Source organism: Serinibacter arcticus, assembly GCF_003121705.1.
Lineage (GTDB): Bacteria > Actinomycetota > Actinomycetes > Actinomycetales > Beutenbergiaceae > Litorihabitans.
On sequence record NZ_PYHR01000002.1, the window covers coordinates 1,556,192 to 1,570,239 of the forward strand.

A 14,048-nucleotide genomic window follows, 5' to 3' on the forward strand; every position below is an offset into this window, starting at 1 on the left:
CTGGTGGCGGTGGTGCCACCGGGATGTCGGGGCTGGTTCAGCCCTGACGCTGCTTGTGGCGCAGGTTCTCGCAGATCACCATGACGCGACCGTGCCGGCGGATGACCTTGCACTTGTCGCAGATCGGCTTGACGCTGGGCTTGACCTTCATGAGCGTTCCTTGCCGCCGCGCGCCCTGCGGGGGCGACGGCTTGCGTGAGTGTCGGGTGTTACTTGTAGCGGTAGACGATGCGGCCGCGGGACAGGTCGTAGGGCGTGAGCTCGACGACGACCCGGTCCTCGGGGAGGATCCGGATGTAGTTCTGCCGCATCTTCCCGGAGATCATGGCGAGCACCTTGTGCCCGTTGCTCAGCTCGACGCGAAACATCGCGTTGGGCAGCGCCTCGACCACGACGCCCTCGATCTCGATGACGTTGTCCTTCTTCGCCATTGTCCTCCGCTAACTCTCGGTTGTGCCACGCGTGGTGGCGGGGCGCAGCGTCCGTGGATGCACGCTGCTGATGGTGCCGGCGGCGCGGTGACCCGAGCTGCCGTGCGGGGTCGAGATGCGCGCGAGCGCAGACCCAACGAGACATCATACGCGATGTCGCGCGGGCCCTCGACCACCGTGGTCGCCCACCGGGGGCGCCGGCGGGCGGACGACGTCGGGCGGGGTCTCCCCCGCCGTCGCGCCGCCTAGTTCGTGAGCGAGGCGACGGCCTCGAGGATCGACGCCGTGATGGCGTCGAGGTCGCCGGAGCCGGCGACCTGCACGTGGATGCCGCGCGCCGCGTAGGCGTGCGCCAGCGGGGCGGTCTGCTCGGCGTAGACGGCGAGGCGACGACGGATGGCCTCGTCGTTGTCGTCGGCCCGACCCTCGGTCGCCGCACGCCTGGTGAGGCGCTCCAGCAGCTCCTCCTCCTCGACGGCGAGCTCGACGACGCCGTCCAGGGCGACGCCGTGCTCGGCGAGGATCGCGTCGAGCTCGTCCACCTGGGCGGCGTTGCGCGGGTACCCGTCCAGCAGGAAGCCGCCGGCGGCGTCCTCCTGCGCGAGACGGTCGCGCACCATGTCGTTGGTGACGGCGTCGGGGACCAGCTCGCCGCGGTCGGTGTACGACCGGGCCAGGTTCCCCAGCTCCGTCCCGCCGGCGATGTTCGCCCGGAAGATGTCGCCCGTGGAGATGGCCGGCACGCCGAGCGCCTCGGCGACGCGTGCCGCCTGGGTGCCCTTGCCCGAGCCCTGCGGGCCCATGATCACCAGGCGCGTCACTTGAGGATCCCCTCGTAGTGACGCTGCTGGAGCTGGCTGTCGATCTGCTTCACGGTCTCGAGCCCGACACCCACGATGATCAGCAGCGACGTGCCGCCGAACGGGATCGACGTCGAAACCCCGAGGAGCACGAAGGCGATGGTCGGGATGAGGGCGACGAGGAGCAGGTAGACGGCACCGGCCGACGTCACGCGGTTGACCACGTAGCGCAGGTACTCCGCCGTCGGGCGCCCGGCCCGGTAGCCGGGGACGAAGCCGCCGTAACGCTTCATGTTGTCGGCGGTCTCGTCCGGGTTGAACGTGATCGACGTGTAGAAGAACGCGAAGAACAGGATCATCAGCGCGAAGATCGCGATGTAGAGCGGCGCGCCCGGGTCCGCGAGGTTCGCGATGATCCACTGCACCCACGGCTCGGTCTGGTCGCCGAACTGCGCCACCAGCGTCGGGAGCGCGAGGATCGAGGACGCGAAGATCACCGGGATCACACCGGCCATGTTGATCTTGATCGGGATGTACGTGCTCGTGCCGCCGTACGTGCGGCGGCCGACCATGCGCTTGGCGTACTGCACCGGGATGCGGCGCTGCGACTGCTCGACGAACACGACCGCGACGATGAGGACGATGGCGAGCGCGATGACGATCGCGAACTTCGTCAGACCGTCCTGCGCCTGCGTGATGCTCCACAGCGCGGCGGGGAAGCTCGCGGCGATGGAGATGAAGATGAGGAGCGACATGCCGTTGCCGACGCCACGCTCGGTGACGAGCTCGGCGAGCCACATGACGAGGCCCGTGCCGGCGGTCATCGTGAGGATCGTCAGCAGGATCGTCACGACGCTGTCGTCAGCGATGACGGGGCTCGCCGAGTCGGCTGCGCCGCAACCGCCGAACAGCACGCCGGTGCGGGCCGTGGTGACGATCGTGGTGGCCTGGAGGACCGCCAGGAAGATGGTGAGGTAGCGCGTGTACTGCGTCAGCTTCGCCGTCCCCGACTGTCCCTCCTTGTGGAGCGCCTCGAAGCGAGGGATGACCACGCGCAGCAGCTGCACGATGATGCTCGCCGTGATGTACGGCATGATCCCGAGCGCGAACACCGACAGCTGGAGCAGCGCACCGCCCGAGAACAGGTTGATCAGACCGAGGATGTCGTTGTCGGCGGACTGCGACACGCAGATCTGGACGTTGCCGTAGTTCACCCCGGGGCTGGGGACGAACGAGCCGAGTCGGAAGATCGCGATGATCCCCATGGTGAACAGCAGCTTCCGCCGCAGATCGGGCGTGCGGAACGCCTGAGCGAATGCGCCTAGCACTCTTCCTCCAGGTCAAAAGGGGCAGACCCCGCCGCGCGCGCGGGCGCGCGGGGGCGAGAGACGACAACGGGTGGCGACGTAGAGACTCTACGTCGCCACCCGGTGTGGTCAGGCCTGCGTTGCGGTTCCGCCGGCGGCGAGGATCTTGTCCTTCGCGCTGGTGGAGAAGCGCTCGACGGTGATGTCGAGCTTCACGCCGCCCAGGTCGCCGGTGCCGAGCACCTTGACCGGACGGTTGGGACGCACGGCCCCCGCTGCCACGAGGTCGTCCACCGTGACGGTGCCGCCCTCGGGGAACAGCACGGCGAGCTTGTCCAGGTTCACGACCTGGTACTCGGTGCGGAACGGGTTGGTGAATCCACGGAGCTTCGGCAGACGCATGTGCATCGGCATCTGTCCGCCCTCGAAACCGGCGGGAACCTGGTACCGGGCCTTCGTGCCCTTGGTACCACGTCCGGCGGTCTTACCCTTCGAGCCCTCACCGCGACCCACGCGGGTCTTGCGGGTGTGGGAGCCCGGGGCGGGACGGAGGTGGTGCACCCGCAGCGTGCGGGACGCCGGGGTCACCTCCTTCTCCTCGGCCGTGGCCTTGCTCGTGGTGCTCTTCTTGGCCTCTGCCATGTCAGTCGACCTCCTCGACCTTCACCAGGTGGTTGACGACCTGGATCATGCCGCGCACCTGGGCGTTGTCCTCACGGACCGTGACACGGCCGATCTTGCCGAGGCCGAGGGTGCGCAGCGTCTCACGCTGGTTCTGCTTGCCGCCGATGGCGGACCGGGTCTGGGTGACCTGGAGCTGAGCCATCACGCCACCCCCGCCTGGATCTTCGCGACAGCCTCGGCCCGGGCGTTCGCCTGGGCACGGAGCAGCGGCGCGGGGACGACGTCCTCGAGCGGAAGACCACGGCGTGCCGCCACGGCCTCGGGCTGCTCGAGCGAGCGCAGCGCCTCCACCGTCGCGTGGACGATGTTGATGGCGTTGGACGAGCCGAGCGACTTGCTCAGGACGTCGTGGATGCCGGCGCAGTCCAGGACCGCGCGGACGGGACCGCCCGCGATGACCCCGGTACCCGGCGAGGCGGGACGGAGGAGGACGACGCCTGCCGCGGCCTCACCCTGCACCTGGTGCGGGATGGTGCTGCCGATGCGGGGGACGCGGAAGAAGTTCTTCTTCGCCTCCTCCACACCCTTGGCGATGGCGGCCGGAACTTCCTTGGCCTTGCCGTAGCCGACGCCGACCGTGCCGTCGCCGTCACCGACGACCACGAGGGCGGTGAAGCTGAAGCGACGACCACCCTTCACGACCTTGGCGACACGGTTGATCGTGACGATGCGCTCGACGAACTGGCTGCGCTCGGGCTCGCGGCCGCCGCGGTCACCGCGACGGTCACCGCCGCCGCGGCGGTCGCCACCGCGGGCGTTGCCGCGGTCGTTCTCGTTACCACCGGTGGCCGGGGCCCCAGCGGTCCTGGTGCGCTGCGGTGCAGCCATCAGCTGTTCCTCTCGTGCTTGCGGAAGGTCATCACAGGGACAGGCCTCCCTCGCGGGCGCCGTCAGCGACGGCGGCGACGCGGCCGTGGTAGGCGTTACCGCCGCGGTCGAAGACCACGGTGGTGACGCCCGCGGCGACAGCGCGCTTGGCGACTAGGCCACCGACGACCTTGGCCTTGTCGACCTTGACGTCCGTGCTGGCGCGGAGGTCCGCCTCGAGCGTCGACGCCGAGGCGATCGTGGTGCCCGTGGAGTCGTCGACGATCTGCGCGACGATGTGTCGCGCCGACCGGGTGACGACGAGGCGCGGACGCTCCGCCGAACCGACGAGACGCTTGCGGATCCGCAGGTGACGGCGCTTACGGGCCTTCACCGTCGACTTTCCAGCCGACTTGATGGAGATCGCCATGGCTACTTACCAGCCTTTCCGACCTTGCGACGGACCTGCTCGCCCGCGTACCGCACGCCCTTGCCCTTGTAGGGCTCAGGCTTGCGGATCTTCCGAATGTTGGCGGCGACCTCGCCGACCTGCTGCTTGTCGATGCCGGCCACCGAGAACTTGGTGGGCGACTCGACGGCGAACGTGATGCCCTCGGGGGCCGTCACCGTGACCGGGTGGCTGAAGCCGAGTGCGAACTCGAGGGCGCTGCCCTTGGCCACCACGCGGTAACCGGTGCCGACGATCTCGAGCTTCTTCTCGTAGCCATCGGTGACACCGATGATCAGGTTCGCGAGCAGCGTGCGGGTCAGGCCGTGGAGCGAGCGCGAGGCGCGCTCGTCGTTCGGACGCGTCACCACGAGGGTTCCCTCGGTGTGATCCACCTCGATCGGGGCCGGGATGGAGTGCGTCAGCGTTCCCTTGGGGCCCTTGACCGTGACAACACGCTCTGCGAGCGAGACGTCGACGGCTGCCGGGACCACAACGGGGATCTTCCCAATGCGGGACATGGTTCCTCCCTTACCAGACGTAGGCGAGGACTTCCCCACCCACGCCCTTCTTGGCAGCCTGACGGTCGGTGAGCAGACCGGAGGACGTGGACAGGATCGCCACGCCCAGGCCGCCGAGCACCTGGGGCAGGTTCGTGGACTTGGCGTACACCCGGAGACCGGGCTTGGAGATGCGGCGGATGCCGGCGAGCGAACGCTCGCGCTGCGGGCCGAACTTGAGGTTCAGCACGAGGGTCTTGCCGACCTCGGCCTCCTCCTCGCTCCATCCCGCGATGTAGCCCTCCGCCTGGAGGATCTCGGCAATGTGCGACTTGAGCTTCGAGTACGGCATCTTGACCGTCTCGTGGTACGCGGAGTTCGCGTTACGCAGACGCGTGAGCATGTCTGCGATGGGGTCTGTCATCGTCATCGGGCTTCAGCCCTTCCTCGCCGTGGTTTCCCCCACCCCGTCAGGGGTGAGGACCTGCGGCGTAGTTGTTACCAGCTGCTCTTGGTGATGCCCGGGAGCTGGCCGGCGAGGGCCATCTCACGCAGGCAGATGCGGCACAGGCCGAACTTGCGGTAGACCGAGCGGGGACGCCCGCAGCGGTTGCACCGCGTGTAGCCACGGACGGCGAACTTCTGCTTGCCGGCGGCCTTCTGCACCAGGGCGGTCTTCGCCATGTCAGTTCTCCTTGAACGGGAAGCCGAGGTGGCGCAGGAGCGACCGACCCTCGTCGTTGGTGAGCGCGGACGTCACGACCGTGATGTCCATGCCGCGGACGCGGTCGATCGAGTCCTGGTCGATCTCGTGGAACATCGCCTGCTCCGTGAGACCGAACGTGTAGTTCCCGTTGCCGTCGAACTGCTTCGGCGACAGACCACGGAAGTCACGGATGCGCGGGAGGGCGATCGAGACCAGACGGTCCACGAACTCCCACATGCGGTCACCGCGGAGCGTGGTGTGCGCGCCGATCGGCTGGCCCTCGCGGAGCTTGAACTGCGCGATGGACTTGCGAGCCTTGGTGACCTGCGGCTTCTGACCCGTGATGAGCGAGAGGTCGCGGATCGCGCCCTCGATCAGCTTGGAGTCGCGAGCGGCGTCACCGACACCCATGTTCACGACGACCTTCACGAGGCCGGGAACCTGGTTGACGTTCGCGTAGCTGAACTCCTCGCGCAGCGCGGGGACGATCTCCTCGCGGTAGCGCGACTTCAGGCGCGGCAGGACCTTCTCCGCCACCTCGGTGGTCTCAATGGTCTCGGTCATCACACGTCCTTACCGGAGCGCTTGGCGATGCGGACGCGGACCGTACGCTTGCGGCCGTCGCGCTCGACTTCCTCGGTGCGGTAGCCCACCCGGGTGCCCTTCTTGGACTCCGGGTCGACCAGCATCACGTTGCTGATGTGGATGGGGGCCTCGACGGTCTCGATGCCACCCGTGCGGCTGCCGCGCTGCGACTGCGACACCTTGGTGTGCTTCGTGACGCGCTTGATGCCCTCGACGACGACACGGTTGGTCTCCGTGAACACCTCGAGAACGCGGCCCTGCTTGCCACGGTCAGCGCGGCTGCCGGAGATCACGACGACGAGGTCGCCCTTCTTGATCTTCGCCATAACTCAGATCACCTCCGGGGCGAGCGACACGATGCGCATGAACTTCTTGTCACGCAGCTCGCGGCCCACCGGGCCGAAGATGCGGGTTCCACGGGGCTCGCCGTCCTGCTTGAGGATGACGGCTGCGTTCTCGTCGAACCGGATGTACGAACCGTCGGGACGTCGGCGCTCCTTGCGGGTGCGCACGATGACCGCCTTGACGACATCGCCCTTCTTGACGTTGCCGCCGGGGATGGCGTCCTTGACGGTGGCGACGATGACGTCACCGATGCCGGCGTAGCGACGCCCAGAGCCACCGAGAACGCGGATGCAGAGAATCTCCTTGGCACCCGTGTTGTCGGCGACCTTGAGTCGCGACTCCTGCTGAATCATGAACCTGCTCCTGTCGTCGTGCCGGTTCTCGGCATGTGCCGGGCCTGGCCGAACGGATAATTACTGGTGGTCAGCGTGCCTTCTCGATGACCTCGACCACGCGCCACCGCTTGGTGGCGGACAGCGGCCGCGTCTCCATGATGAGAACGAGGTCTCCGACGCCCGCGACGGAAACTTCGTCGTGCGCCTTCACCTTGATGGTGCGCCGGATGACCTTGCCGTAGAGCGGGTGCTTGACCCGGTCCTCCAGCTCGACCACGACGGTCTTGTCCATCTTGTCGCTGACGACGTAGCCCTGGCGCGTCTTGCGGTAGGGCCGCTGCTCGTCGGTCACGGCCTCAGCCGCAGCTTCCTTGCTCATAGTCTCGCTCACTTCACGCTCGTCGGGGCGGTACGGATCCCGAGCTCGCGCTCACGCAGGACCGTGTAGATCCGGGCGATGTCGCGCTTGACTTCCTTGAGTCGACCGTGGCTCTCCAGCTGGCCGGTCGCCGAGGCGAACCGCAGGTGGAACAGCTCGTCCTTGGCCTTGCGCAGCTCGGCGACGAGTCGCTCGTCGTCGAAACCGTCCAGCTCGGACGTCTGCAGGTCCTTCGAACCCACTGCCATCAGATGTCACCACCCTCGCGCCGCACGAAGCGGGTCTTCATCGGAAGCTTGTGCTGGGCGCGACGCATGGCCTCGCGAGCCAGCGGCTCAGGAACGCCGGCGAGCTCGAAGAGAACGCGACCCGGCTTGATGTTGGCGATCCACCACTCCACGGAACCCTTACCGGAACCCATGCGGGTCTCGGCGGGCTTCTTGGTCAGCGGGCGGTCGGGGTAGATGTTGATCCACACCTTTCCACCACGCTTGATGTGACGGGTCATGGCGATACGCGCGGACTCGATCTGGCGGTTGGTGAGGTATCCACCCTCGACCGCCTGGATGCCGAACTCGCCGAACGCGATCGAGGTGCCACCGGTGGCGGCGCCGCGACGCTTGGGGTGGTGCTGCTTGCGGTGCTTGGTCCGCCTGGGGATCAGCATCGGTGTCAGGCCTCCGTTCCGGTGGCGACAGCGGCCGGAGCCTCAGCAGCAGCCGGAGCGGCGGACTCGTCACGACGGCCACGGGGGCGGTCGTTGCGGTCACCACGGTCCGGACGCGGGCCACGGCCACGGGCCGGCGCGCCGGCCTCCTGGGCCGCGTACTCGCGCTCGGTCATGTCGCCCTTGTAGATCCACACCTTCACGCCGATGCGGCCGAAGGTCGTGCGAGCCTCGAAGAAGCCGTAGTCGATGTTCGCGCGAAGCGTGTGCAGCGGCACACGGCCCTCGCGGTAGAACTCCTTGCGGCTCATCTCGGCGCCGCCGAGACGGCCCGAGCACTGCACCCGGATGCCCTTGGCACCGGCACGCTGAGCAGACTGCATGCCCTTGCGCATGGCGCGACGGAACGCGACACGGCTGGCGAGCTGCTCGGCGATGCCCTGCGCCACGAGCTGGGCGTCGAGCTCGGGGTTCTTGACCTCGTGGATGTTCAGCGTGACCTGCTTGCCGGTGAGCTTCTCGAGCTCACCGCGCAGGCGGTCCGCCTCCGCGCCACGACGGCCGATGACGATGCCGGGACGAGCGGTGTGGAGCGTGACGTGCACGCGGTCACGGGTGCGCTCGATCTGCACCTTCGAGACGCCGGCGCGCTCGAGGCCCGCCGACATCAGACGACGGATCTCGACGTCCTCGCGGACGTAGTCGCGGTAGCGCTGACCCGGCTTGGTCGAGTCGGCGAACCACTTGGAACGGTGCTCGGTCGTGATGCCGAGCCGGAACCCGAGCGGGTTGACCTTCTGGCCCATCAGCGAGCCCCTTCCTTCGGCGCCACGATCACAGTGATGTGGCTGGTGCGCTTGAGGACGCGCGCTGCGCGCCCCTGGGCACGCGGACGGATCCGCTTGAGCGTCGGGCCCTCGTCCACGTACGCCTCCGCGATGAACAGCTCGCTCGGGTCGAACCGGACGCTCGCGGCGTCGGCCTTCACACGAGCGTTCGCGATCGCGCTGGCGACGAGCTTGCGCACGTCGACAGCGGCGGCCTGCGGGGCGAACCCGAGCAGGGCAACTGCCTCCTCGGCTCGCTTGCCACGGATGGTGTCCACGACGCGGCGAGCCTTCTGGGGCGTGACGCGGAGATACCGCACCTGCGCCTTGGCTTCCATGTGTCTGTCCTTTTCTGGGACCGTCAGTTCGTCACCGCGTCAGCGGCGACGAGCCTTACGGTCGTCCTTGTCGTGTCCACGGTACGTACGGGTCGGCGCAAACTCTCCGAGCTTGTGTCCGACCATCGACTCGGTGACGAAGACCGGGACGTGCTTCCGGCCGTCGTGCACCGCGAAGGTGTGGCCGAGGAACTCCGGCGTGATCATCGAGCGGCGCGACCACGTCTTGATGACGTTCTTGGTGCCCTTCTCGTTCTGGACGTCCACCTTCTTCTGGAGGTGTCCGTCGACGAAGGGGCCCTTCTTCAGGCTGCGAGGCATGCTTCGTACTCCCTATCAGCGCTTCTTGCCGGTACGCCGACGGCGCACGATGAGCTTGTCGCTCGGCTTGCCCGGACGACGGGTGCGGCCCTCGGCCTGACCCCAGGGGCTGACCGGGTGGCGTCCACCGGAGGTCTTGCCCTCTCCACCACCGTGGGGGTGGTCGACCGGGTTCATGGCGACACCACGGACGGTCGGGCGCTTGCCCTTCCAGCGCATGCGGCCGGCCTTGCCCCAGTTGATGTTCGACTGCTCGGCGTTGCCGACCTCGCCGACCGTGGCGCGGCAGCGCACGTCGACGTTGCGGATCTCGCCGGACGGCATGCGCAGCTGCGCGTAGGGGCCGTCCTTGGCGACGAGCTGCACCGACACACCGGCCGAGCGCGCGATCTTCGCACCGCCACCGGGACGGAGCTCCACGGCGTGGATGACCGTACCCGTGGGGATGTTGCGCAGCGGCAGGTTGTTGCCGGGCTTGATGTCCGCGCCCGGGCCCTGCTCGATCGGGTCACCCTGACCGAGCTTGTTCGGCGCGATGATGTAGCGCTTCTCGCCGTCGGCGTAGTGCAGCAGCGCGATGCGCGCCGTGCGGTTGGGGTCGTACTCGATGTGAGCGACCTTGGCGGGCACGCCGTCCTTGTCGTGACGACGGAAGTCGATCACGCGGTAGGCGCGCTTGTGGCCACCACCCTTGTGGCGGGTGGTGATGCGACCGGTCGAGTTACGACCGCCGGTCTTGCTGAGCGGGCGCACGAGCGACTTCTCAGGCGTCGACCGGGTGATCTCGACGAAGTCGGCGACGGACGAACCGCGCCGGCCCGGCGTCGTCGGCTTGTACTTACGGATTCCCATGATCTAGGTCCTCATCCCATCGGTGCCGGTCAGGAGACCGGACCACCGAAGATGTCGATCGAGCCCTCGCGCAGCGTGATGATCGCGCGCTTGGTGTCCTTGCGCTTGCCGGTGCCGACACGAGTGCGGCGGGTCTTGCCCTGCCGGTTCATCGTGTTGACGTCGGCAACCTTGACCCCGAAGACCTGCTCGACCGCGATCTTGATCTCGGTCTTGTTGGCGTCGGGGTGAACGAGGAAGGTGTACTTGCCCGCGTCGAGCAGGCTGTAGCTCTTCTCGGAGACGACCGGCGCGAGCAGGATGTCGCGCGGGTCCTTGCCGATGGCGCTCACTTGGCGTCCTCCTCGGAGGTGGGCGTGGCGTACTGGCCGGAGTTGACGAGGAAGGCCTCGAGCGCCGACGAGGTGAACACGACGTCGTCGTTGACGAGGACGTCGTAGGTGTTCAGCTGGTCGGGCGTGACGAGGTGGACCTCGACGACGTTCCGCAGGCTCAGCCAGGCGGCGTCCTCGTTCCGGGAGACCACCGCGAGGATGCGGCGGGCCGACGTCGCCGAACGGATCGCCGAGAGGGCGACCTTCGTCGAGGGCGTCTCCAGCACGAGGTCGGAGACCACGTGGACACGGCCGGCGCGAGCCCGGTCGGAGAGGGCGCCACGCAGGGCGGCGGCCTTCATCTTCTTGGGGGTGCGCTGGCTGTAGTCGCGCGGCTGCGGTCCGTGGACCACGCCACCGCCGGCGAACTGAGGAGCGCGGGTCGAACCCTGACGGGCGCGGCCGGTGCCCTTCTGCTTGTACGGCTTGCGACCGCCACCACGGACCTCGGCCCGCGTCTTGGTCTTGTGCGTGCCCTGGCGGGCCGCGGCGAGCTGCGCCACGACGACCTGGTGGATCAGCGGCACGTTGGTGGTCACGTCGAAGACCTGGGCGGGAAGCTCGGCGGTGCCGGTCTTCTTGCCCGTGGCGTCGATGACGTCGATGGAGGTCATGGTCACGCCCCCTTCACGGCGGTGCGGACGACGACGAGCGAGCCCTTGGGTCCGGGCACGGGGCCCGCGACCAGCAGCAGGCCGGCAGCGACGTCCACGGAGTGGATCGTCAGGTTCTGGATGGTCTTGCGGGCGTGACCCATGCGACCAGCCATCTTCATGCCCTTGAACACGCGCGACGGCGTCGAGGCGCCACCGATCGAGCCGGGCTTGCGGTGGTTGCGGTGTGCACCGTGGGACGCGCCGACTCCGTGGAAGCCGTGGCGCTTCATGACACCGGCGGTGCCCTTGCCCTTGGTGGTACCGATGACGTCGATCTTGGCGCCGGCCTCGAAGGCCTCCGCGGTGAGCTCCTGGCCCGGGGCGAAGTCGGAGACGTGCTCCGTACGGATCTCGACGACGTGGCGGCGCGGCGTGACGCCGGCCTTCGCGAAGTGGCCCTTGAGGGGCTGCGTCACCTTGCGCGGGTCGATCTGGCCGAACGCGAGCTGGACGGCGGAGTAGCCGTCGATCTCCTGCGTACGAACAGCCGAGACCACGTTGGTGCCGACGCGGACGACCGTCACCGGGACGAGCTTGCCGGCGTCGTCCCAGACCTGGGTCATGCCGAGCTTCGTCCCGAGCAGCGCCGTCACGGCGGGGCTTGTGGTTGTGGAAGTCATGGTCGGATCCTCAGAGCTTGATCTCGATGTTGACGTCCGCCGGAAGGTCGAGTCGCATGAGCGAGTCGACGGCCTTCGGCGTCGGGTCGATGATGTCGATGAGGCGCTTGTGCGTGCGCATCTCGAAGTGGTCGCGGCTGTCCTTGTACTTGTGCGGAGAACGAATCACGCAGTACACGTTCTTCTCCGTCGGCAGCGGCACGGGGCCGACCACCGTTGCACCGGCACGAGTCACCGTGTCGACGATCTTGCGCGCCGAGCTGTCGATGACCTCGTGGTCATAGGACTTCAGCCGGATGCGGATCTTCTGTCCCGCCATAGCTGTCTGACTCTCTCTCGTCGTTACCGCTCGTGAACTGCTGACCGACCCCCGCGCTCGGGCGTGTCGCTGAGGCGACGTACCCGGGCGGCGCACTCGCGTGCTGCTGCGAGTCGGTACTCGAGTCGGGGTCTGTGCTCCCGCCCCCCGAGAGGGAGGCGGACCGCGATGGCTGCCGGGATCGGATCCCGAGCGCGGCGCTCTGAGAGCAGCGACAAGCGCCCGGATTTCACCGGTAGCTCGCCGTCTGCACGCTGGGCGCGCACGCACGAGTCTCGTTTCCACGAGGCAACCTGGACAGTCTGCCACAGAGGGCGGGATCTGGCCAACCGGGCCGGGTTGTGGGTCCGGTCACGCCGGCCCCGCTCCCCCGGGCGCCGCCAGAGGCCTCTCCCCCGGGTACGCACGAGGGCCCGGGAGCAGATGCTCCCGGGCCCTCGTGGATCAGCTCACCGCTTCCCGCTCGCGCGGGGGGGATCACTTGATGATCTTGGTGACCTTGCCCGAACCGATGGTCCGGCCGCCCTCGCGGATGGCGAAGCCGAGGCCCTCCTCCATGGCGATCGGCTGGATGAGCTCGACCGACATCTCGGTGTTGTCACCCGGCAGGACCATGTCCGTGCCCTCGGGCAGCGTGATGACGCCCGTGACGTCCGTGGTGCGGAAGTAGAACTGCGGGCGGTAGTTCGAGTAGAACGGGTTGTCACGCCCACCCTCCGACTTGGACAGGATGTAGACCTGGCCCTCGAAGTTGGTGTGGGGCGTGTTGGTGCCCGGCTTCACGACGACCTGGCCGCGCTCGACGTCCTCGCGCTTGATGCCGCGGAGCAGGAGGCCACAGTTCTCGCCGGCCCACGCCTCGTCCATCTGCTTGTGGAACATCTCGATGCCCGTGACCGTGGTCTTCTGGGCGTCGCGGATGCCGACGATCTCGACCTCCGAGTTGATCGGGAGCTTGCCGCGCTCGACCTTGCCGGTCACGACGGTGCCACGACCGGTGATCGTGAAGACGTCCTCGATCGGCATGAGGAACGGCTTGTCCATGTCGCGCTCGGGCGTCGGGACGGACTCGTCCACGGCGTTCATGAGCGCCTCGACGGTGGCGACCCACTCCGGGTCACCCTCGAGGGCCTTCAGGCCGGAGACGCGGACCACGGGGGCCTCGTCGCCGTCGAAGCCCTGCGAGGACAGCAGCTCACGGACCTCCATCTCGACGAGCTCGAGGATCTCCTCGTCGTCGACCATGTCGGACTTGTTGAGCGCGACGAGCAGGTACGGCACGCCGACCTGCTTGGCGAGCAGGACGTGCTCACGCGTCTGGGCCATGGGGCCGTCGGTCGCAGCCACGACCAGGATGGCGCCGTCCATCTGCGCCGCACCCGTGATCATGTTCTTGATGTAGTCGGCGTGACCGGGCGCGTCGACGTGGGCGTAGTGACGCGCCTCCGTCTGGTACTCGACGTGCGCGATGTTGATCGTGATGCCGCGCTGCTTCTCCTCGGGCGCCTTGTCGATCTCGTCGAACGGCGTGAAGGGGTTCAGGTCCGGGTACTTGTCGTGCAGGACCTTGGAGATGGCAGCGGTGAGCGTCGTCTTGCCGTGGTCAACGTGGCCGATCGTGCCGATGTTGACGTGGGGCTTGGTCCGCTCGAACTTGGCCTTAGCCACTGTGGTTCCTCCTGGAACTCGGTAGTCGTTCGCCGTTCAGGGCGTTTCCTGGGGCGGTGTCCTACGGTCTGATGGGTCT

Annotated in this window: 26 protein-coding genes; all 26 read right to left on the minus strand. The window is 67.9% G+C overall.

Annotated features, from left to right (window positions below; all coding sequences use genetic code 11):
* Window positions 1-37 precede the first annotated feature (37 nt).
* Entirely contained in the window at window positions 38-151 is a 114-nt protein-coding gene (gene rpmJ, locus C8046_RS07115) for a 50S ribosomal protein L36 (protein WP_015883600.1), read from the minus strand.
* A gap of 58 nt (window positions 152-209) precedes the next feature.
* The gene (gene infA, locus C8046_RS07120; protein WP_109228833.1) at window positions 210-431 is read right to left on the minus strand and encodes a translation initiation factor IF-1; all 222 of its coding nucleotides are present in this window, start codon (window positions 429-431) and stop codon (window positions 210-212) included.
* Window positions 432-676: 245 nt separating this feature from the next.
* Window positions 677-1,252, minus strand: a complete 576-nt coding sequence (locus C8046_RS07125; protein ID WP_268921362.1) for an adenylate kinase — start codon at window positions 1,250-1,252, stop codon at window positions 677-679.
* Window positions 1,249-2,559: a preprotein translocase subunit SecY gene (gene secY, locus C8046_RS07130; RefSeq protein WP_109228834.1), complete on the minus strand. Its 1,311-nt coding sequence runs from the start codon at window positions 2,557-2,559 to the stop codon at window positions 1,249-1,251. Before secY ends, C8046_RS07125 begins: the two co-directional genes overlap by 4 nt.
* Window positions 2,560-2,667: 108 nt before the next feature.
* Entirely contained in the window at window positions 2,668-3,180 is a 513-nt protein-coding gene (gene rplO / locus C8046_RS07135) for a 50S ribosomal protein L15 (protein WP_109228835.1), read from the minus strand.
* Window position 3,181: 1 nt separating this feature from the next.
* Window positions 3,182-3,364, minus strand: a complete 183-nt coding sequence (gene rpmD / locus C8046_RS07140; RefSeq protein ID WP_109228836.1) for a 50S ribosomal protein L30 — start codon at window positions 3,362-3,364, stop codon at window positions 3,182-3,184.
* Window positions 3,364-4,050, minus strand: a complete 687-nt coding sequence (rpsE, locus tag C8046_RS07145; protein WP_109228837.1) for a 30S ribosomal protein S5 — start codon at window positions 4,048-4,050, stop codon at window positions 3,364-3,366. Before rpsE ends, rpmD begins: the two co-directional genes overlap by 1 nt.
* 31 nt (window positions 4,051-4,081) lie before the next feature.
* Entirely contained in the window at window positions 4,082-4,459 is a 378-nt protein-coding gene (gene rplR / locus C8046_RS07150; RefSeq protein ID WP_109228838.1) for a 50S ribosomal protein L18, read from the minus strand.
* A gap of 2 nt (window positions 4,460-4,461) precedes the next feature.
* Window positions 4,462-4,998 carry a 50S ribosomal protein L6 gene (gene rplF, locus C8046_RS07155; protein WP_109228839.1) on the minus strand — a complete coding sequence of 179 codons (537 nt, stop codon included), beginning with the start codon at window positions 4,996-4,998 and terminating at the stop codon, window positions 4,462-4,464.
* Between the two features lie 10 nt (window positions 4,999-5,008).
* A complete protein-coding gene (gene rpsH / locus C8046_RS07160; RefSeq protein ID WP_109228840.1) occupies window positions 5,009-5,407 on the minus strand; it encodes a 30S ribosomal protein S8 in 399 nt (132 codons plus the stop codon).
* Window positions 5,408-5,475: 68 nt separating this feature from the next.
* The gene (locus tag C8046_RS07165) at window positions 5,476-5,661 is read right to left on the minus strand and encodes a type Z 30S ribosomal protein S14 (protein WP_109228841.1); all 186 of its coding nucleotides are present in this window, start codon (window positions 5,659-5,661) and stop codon (window positions 5,476-5,478) included.
* A 1-nt stretch (window position 5,662) separates the two neighbouring features.
* Window positions 5,663-6,247: a 50S ribosomal protein L5 gene (gene rplE / locus C8046_RS07170; RefSeq protein ID WP_109228842.1), complete on the minus strand. Its 585-nt coding sequence runs from the start codon at window positions 6,245-6,247 to the stop codon at window positions 5,663-5,665.
* Entirely contained in the window at window positions 6,247-6,594 is a 348-nt protein-coding gene (gene rplX / locus C8046_RS07175; protein WP_109228843.1) for a 50S ribosomal protein L24, read from the minus strand. Before rplX ends, rplE begins: the two co-directional genes overlap by 1 nt.
* Before the next feature lie 3 nt (window positions 6,595-6,597).
* The gene (gene rplN / locus C8046_RS07180; protein WP_109228844.1) at window positions 6,598-6,966 is read right to left on the minus strand and encodes a 50S ribosomal protein L14; all 369 of its coding nucleotides are present in this window, start codon (window positions 6,964-6,966) and stop codon (window positions 6,598-6,600) included.
* Window positions 6,967-7,036: 70 nt separating this feature from the next.
* Window positions 7,037-7,327, minus strand: coding sequence for a 30S ribosomal protein S17 (gene rpsQ / locus C8046_RS07185; RefSeq protein ID WP_199224547.1), 291 nt, complete (start codon window positions 7,325-7,327; stop codon window positions 7,037-7,039).
* A gap of 8 nt (window positions 7,328-7,335) precedes the next feature.
* Window positions 7,336-7,575 carry a 50S ribosomal protein L29 gene (gene rpmC, locus C8046_RS07190; protein ID WP_109228846.1) on the minus strand — a complete coding sequence of 80 codons (240 nt, stop codon included), beginning with the start codon at window positions 7,573-7,575 and terminating at the stop codon, window positions 7,336-7,338.
* A complete protein-coding gene (gene rplP, locus C8046_RS07195) occupies window positions 7,575-7,994 on the minus strand; it encodes a 50S ribosomal protein L16 (RefSeq protein WP_109228847.1) in 420 nt (139 codons plus the stop codon). Before rplP ends, rpmC begins: the two co-directional genes overlap by 1 nt.
* Window positions 7,995-7,999: 5 nt before the next feature.
* On the minus strand, window positions 8,000-8,800 hold the full coding sequence (rpsC, locus tag C8046_RS07200) for a 30S ribosomal protein S3 (protein WP_109228848.1): 801 nt from the start codon (window positions 8,798-8,800) through the stop codon (window positions 8,000-8,002).
* Window positions 8,800-9,159 carry a 50S ribosomal protein L22 gene (gene rplV, locus C8046_RS07205; protein WP_109228849.1) on the minus strand — a complete coding sequence of 120 codons (360 nt, stop codon included), beginning with the start codon at window positions 9,157-9,159 and terminating at the stop codon, window positions 8,800-8,802. The genes rpsC and rplV overlap by 1 nt, the downstream gene beginning before the upstream one ends.
* 39 nt (window positions 9,160-9,198) lie before the next feature.
* On the minus strand, window positions 9,199-9,480 hold the full coding sequence (rpsS, locus tag C8046_RS07210; RefSeq protein WP_109228850.1) for a 30S ribosomal protein S19: 282 nt from the start codon (window positions 9,478-9,480) through the stop codon (window positions 9,199-9,201).
* 15 nt (window positions 9,481-9,495) lie between these two features.
* Window positions 9,496-10,332, minus strand: coding sequence for a 50S ribosomal protein L2 (rplB, locus tag C8046_RS07215; RefSeq protein WP_109228851.1), 837 nt, complete (start codon window positions 10,330-10,332; stop codon window positions 9,496-9,498).
* A gap of 29 nt (window positions 10,333-10,361) precedes the next feature.
* Window positions 10,362-10,664 (minus strand): 50S ribosomal protein L23, encoded by a 303-nt coding sequence (gene rplW, locus C8046_RS07220; protein WP_109228852.1) that lies wholly within the window; start codon window positions 10,662-10,664, stop codon window positions 10,362-10,364.
* The gene (gene rplD / locus C8046_RS07225; RefSeq protein ID WP_109228853.1) at window positions 10,661-11,320 is read right to left on the minus strand and encodes a 50S ribosomal protein L4; all 660 of its coding nucleotides are present in this window, start codon (window positions 11,318-11,320) and stop codon (window positions 10,661-10,663) included. Before rplD ends, rplW begins: the two co-directional genes overlap by 4 nt.
* A gap of 2 nt (window positions 11,321-11,322) precedes the next feature.
* Complete coding sequence (gene rplC / locus C8046_RS07230) at window positions 11,323-11,982, minus strand: 50S ribosomal protein L3 (RefSeq protein ID WP_109228854.1); 660 nt, start codon at window positions 11,980-11,982, stop codon at window positions 11,323-11,325.
* A gap of 10 nt (window positions 11,983-11,992) precedes the next feature.
* A complete protein-coding gene (gene rpsJ, locus C8046_RS07235; RefSeq protein ID WP_109228855.1) occupies window positions 11,993-12,301 on the minus strand; it encodes a 30S ribosomal protein S10 in 309 nt (102 codons plus the stop codon).
* 477 nt (window positions 12,302-12,778) lie between these two features.
* Window positions 12,779-13,969 (minus strand): elongation factor Tu, encoded by a 1,191-nt coding sequence (gene tuf, locus C8046_RS07240; RefSeq protein ID WP_109228856.1) that lies wholly within the window; start codon window positions 13,967-13,969, stop codon window positions 12,779-12,781.
* Window positions 13,970-14,048: the final 79 nt, after the last annotated feature.

Excerpts from the sequence above, each read along its gene's own strand:
- rplB (WP_109228851.1), bottom strand. The coding sequence starts at position 10,332 with ATGGGAATCCGTAAGTACAAGCCGACGACGCCGGGCCGGCGCGGTTCG.
- rplD (WP_109228853.1), bottom strand. The coding sequence starts at position 11,320 with ATGACCTCCATCGACGTCATCGACGCCACGGGCAAGAAGACCGGCACC.
- rpsS (WP_109228850.1), bottom strand. The coding sequence starts at position 9,480 with ATGCCTCGCAGCCTGAAGAAGGGCCCCTTCGTCGACGGACACCTCCAG.
- rplP (WP_109228847.1), bottom strand. The coding sequence starts at position 7,994 with ATGCTGATCCCCAGGCGGACCAAGCACCGCAAGCAGCACCACCCCAAG.
- rpsJ (WP_109228855.1), bottom strand. The coding sequence starts at position 12,301 with ATGGCGGGACAGAAGATCCGCATCCGGCTGAAGTCCTATGACCACGAG.
- rpsQ (WP_199224547.1), bottom strand. The coding sequence starts at position 7,327 with ATGAGCAAGGAAGCTGCGGCTGAGGCCGTGACCGACGAGCAGCGGCCC.
- rplV (WP_109228849.1), bottom strand. The coding sequence starts at position 9,159 with ATGGAAGCCAAGGCGCAGGTGCGGTATCTCCGCGTCACGCCCCAGAAG.
- rplX (WP_109228843.1), bottom strand. The coding sequence starts at position 6,594 with ATGGCGAAGATCAAGAAGGGCGACCTCGTCGTCGTGATCTCCGGCAGC.
- rplE (WP_109228842.1), bottom strand. The coding sequence starts at position 6,247 with ATGACCGAGACCATTGAGACCACCGAGGTGGCGGAGAAGGTCCTGCCG.
- rpsH (WP_109228840.1), bottom strand. The coding sequence starts at position 5,407 with ATGACGATGACAGACCCCATCGCAGACATGCTCACGCGTCTGCGTAAC.
- rpsC (WP_109228848.1), bottom strand. The coding sequence starts at position 8,800 with ATGGGCCAGAAGGTCAACCCGCTCGGGTTCCGGCTCGGCATCACGACC.
- rplO (WP_109228835.1), bottom strand. The coding sequence starts at position 3,180 with ATGGCAGAGGCCAAGAAGAGCACCACGAGCAAGGCCACGGCCGAGGAG.
- rpsE (WP_109228837.1), bottom strand. The coding sequence starts at position 4,050 with ATGGCTGCACCGCAGCGCACCAGGACCGCTGGGGCCCCGGCCACCGGT.
- rplR (WP_109228838.1), bottom strand. The coding sequence starts at position 4,459 with ATGGCGATCTCCATCAAGTCGGCTGGAAAGTCGACGGTGAAGGCCCGT.
- rpmJ (WP_015883600.1), bottom strand. The coding sequence starts at position 151 with ATGAAGGTCAAGCCCAGCGTCAAGCCGATCTGCGACAAGTGCAAGGTC.
- rpmD (WP_109228836.1), bottom strand. The coding sequence starts at position 3,364 with ATGGCTCAGCTCCAGGTCACCCAGACCCGGTCCGCCATCGGCGGCAAG.
- infA (WP_109228833.1), bottom strand. The coding sequence starts at position 431 with ATGGCGAAGAAGGACAACGTCATCGAGATCGAGGGCGTCGTGGTCGAG.
- rplN (WP_109228844.1), bottom strand. The coding sequence starts at position 6,966 with ATGATTCAGCAGGAGTCGCGACTCAAGGTCGCCGACAACACGGGTGCC.
- rplC (WP_109228854.1), bottom strand. The coding sequence starts at position 11,982 with ATGACTTCCACAACCACAAGCCCCGCCGTGACGGCGCTGCTCGGGACG.
- C8046_RS07165 (WP_109228841.1), bottom strand. The coding sequence starts at position 5,661 with ATGGCGAAGACCGCCCTGGTGCAGAAGGCCGCCGGCAAGCAGAAGTTC.
- rplF (WP_109228839.1), bottom strand. The coding sequence starts at position 4,998 with ATGTCCCGCATTGGGAAGATCCCCGTTGTGGTCCCGGCAGCCGTCGAC.
- rpmC (WP_109228846.1), bottom strand. The coding sequence starts at position 7,575 with ATGGCAGTGGGTTCGAAGGACCTGCAGACGTCCGAGCTGGACGGTTTC.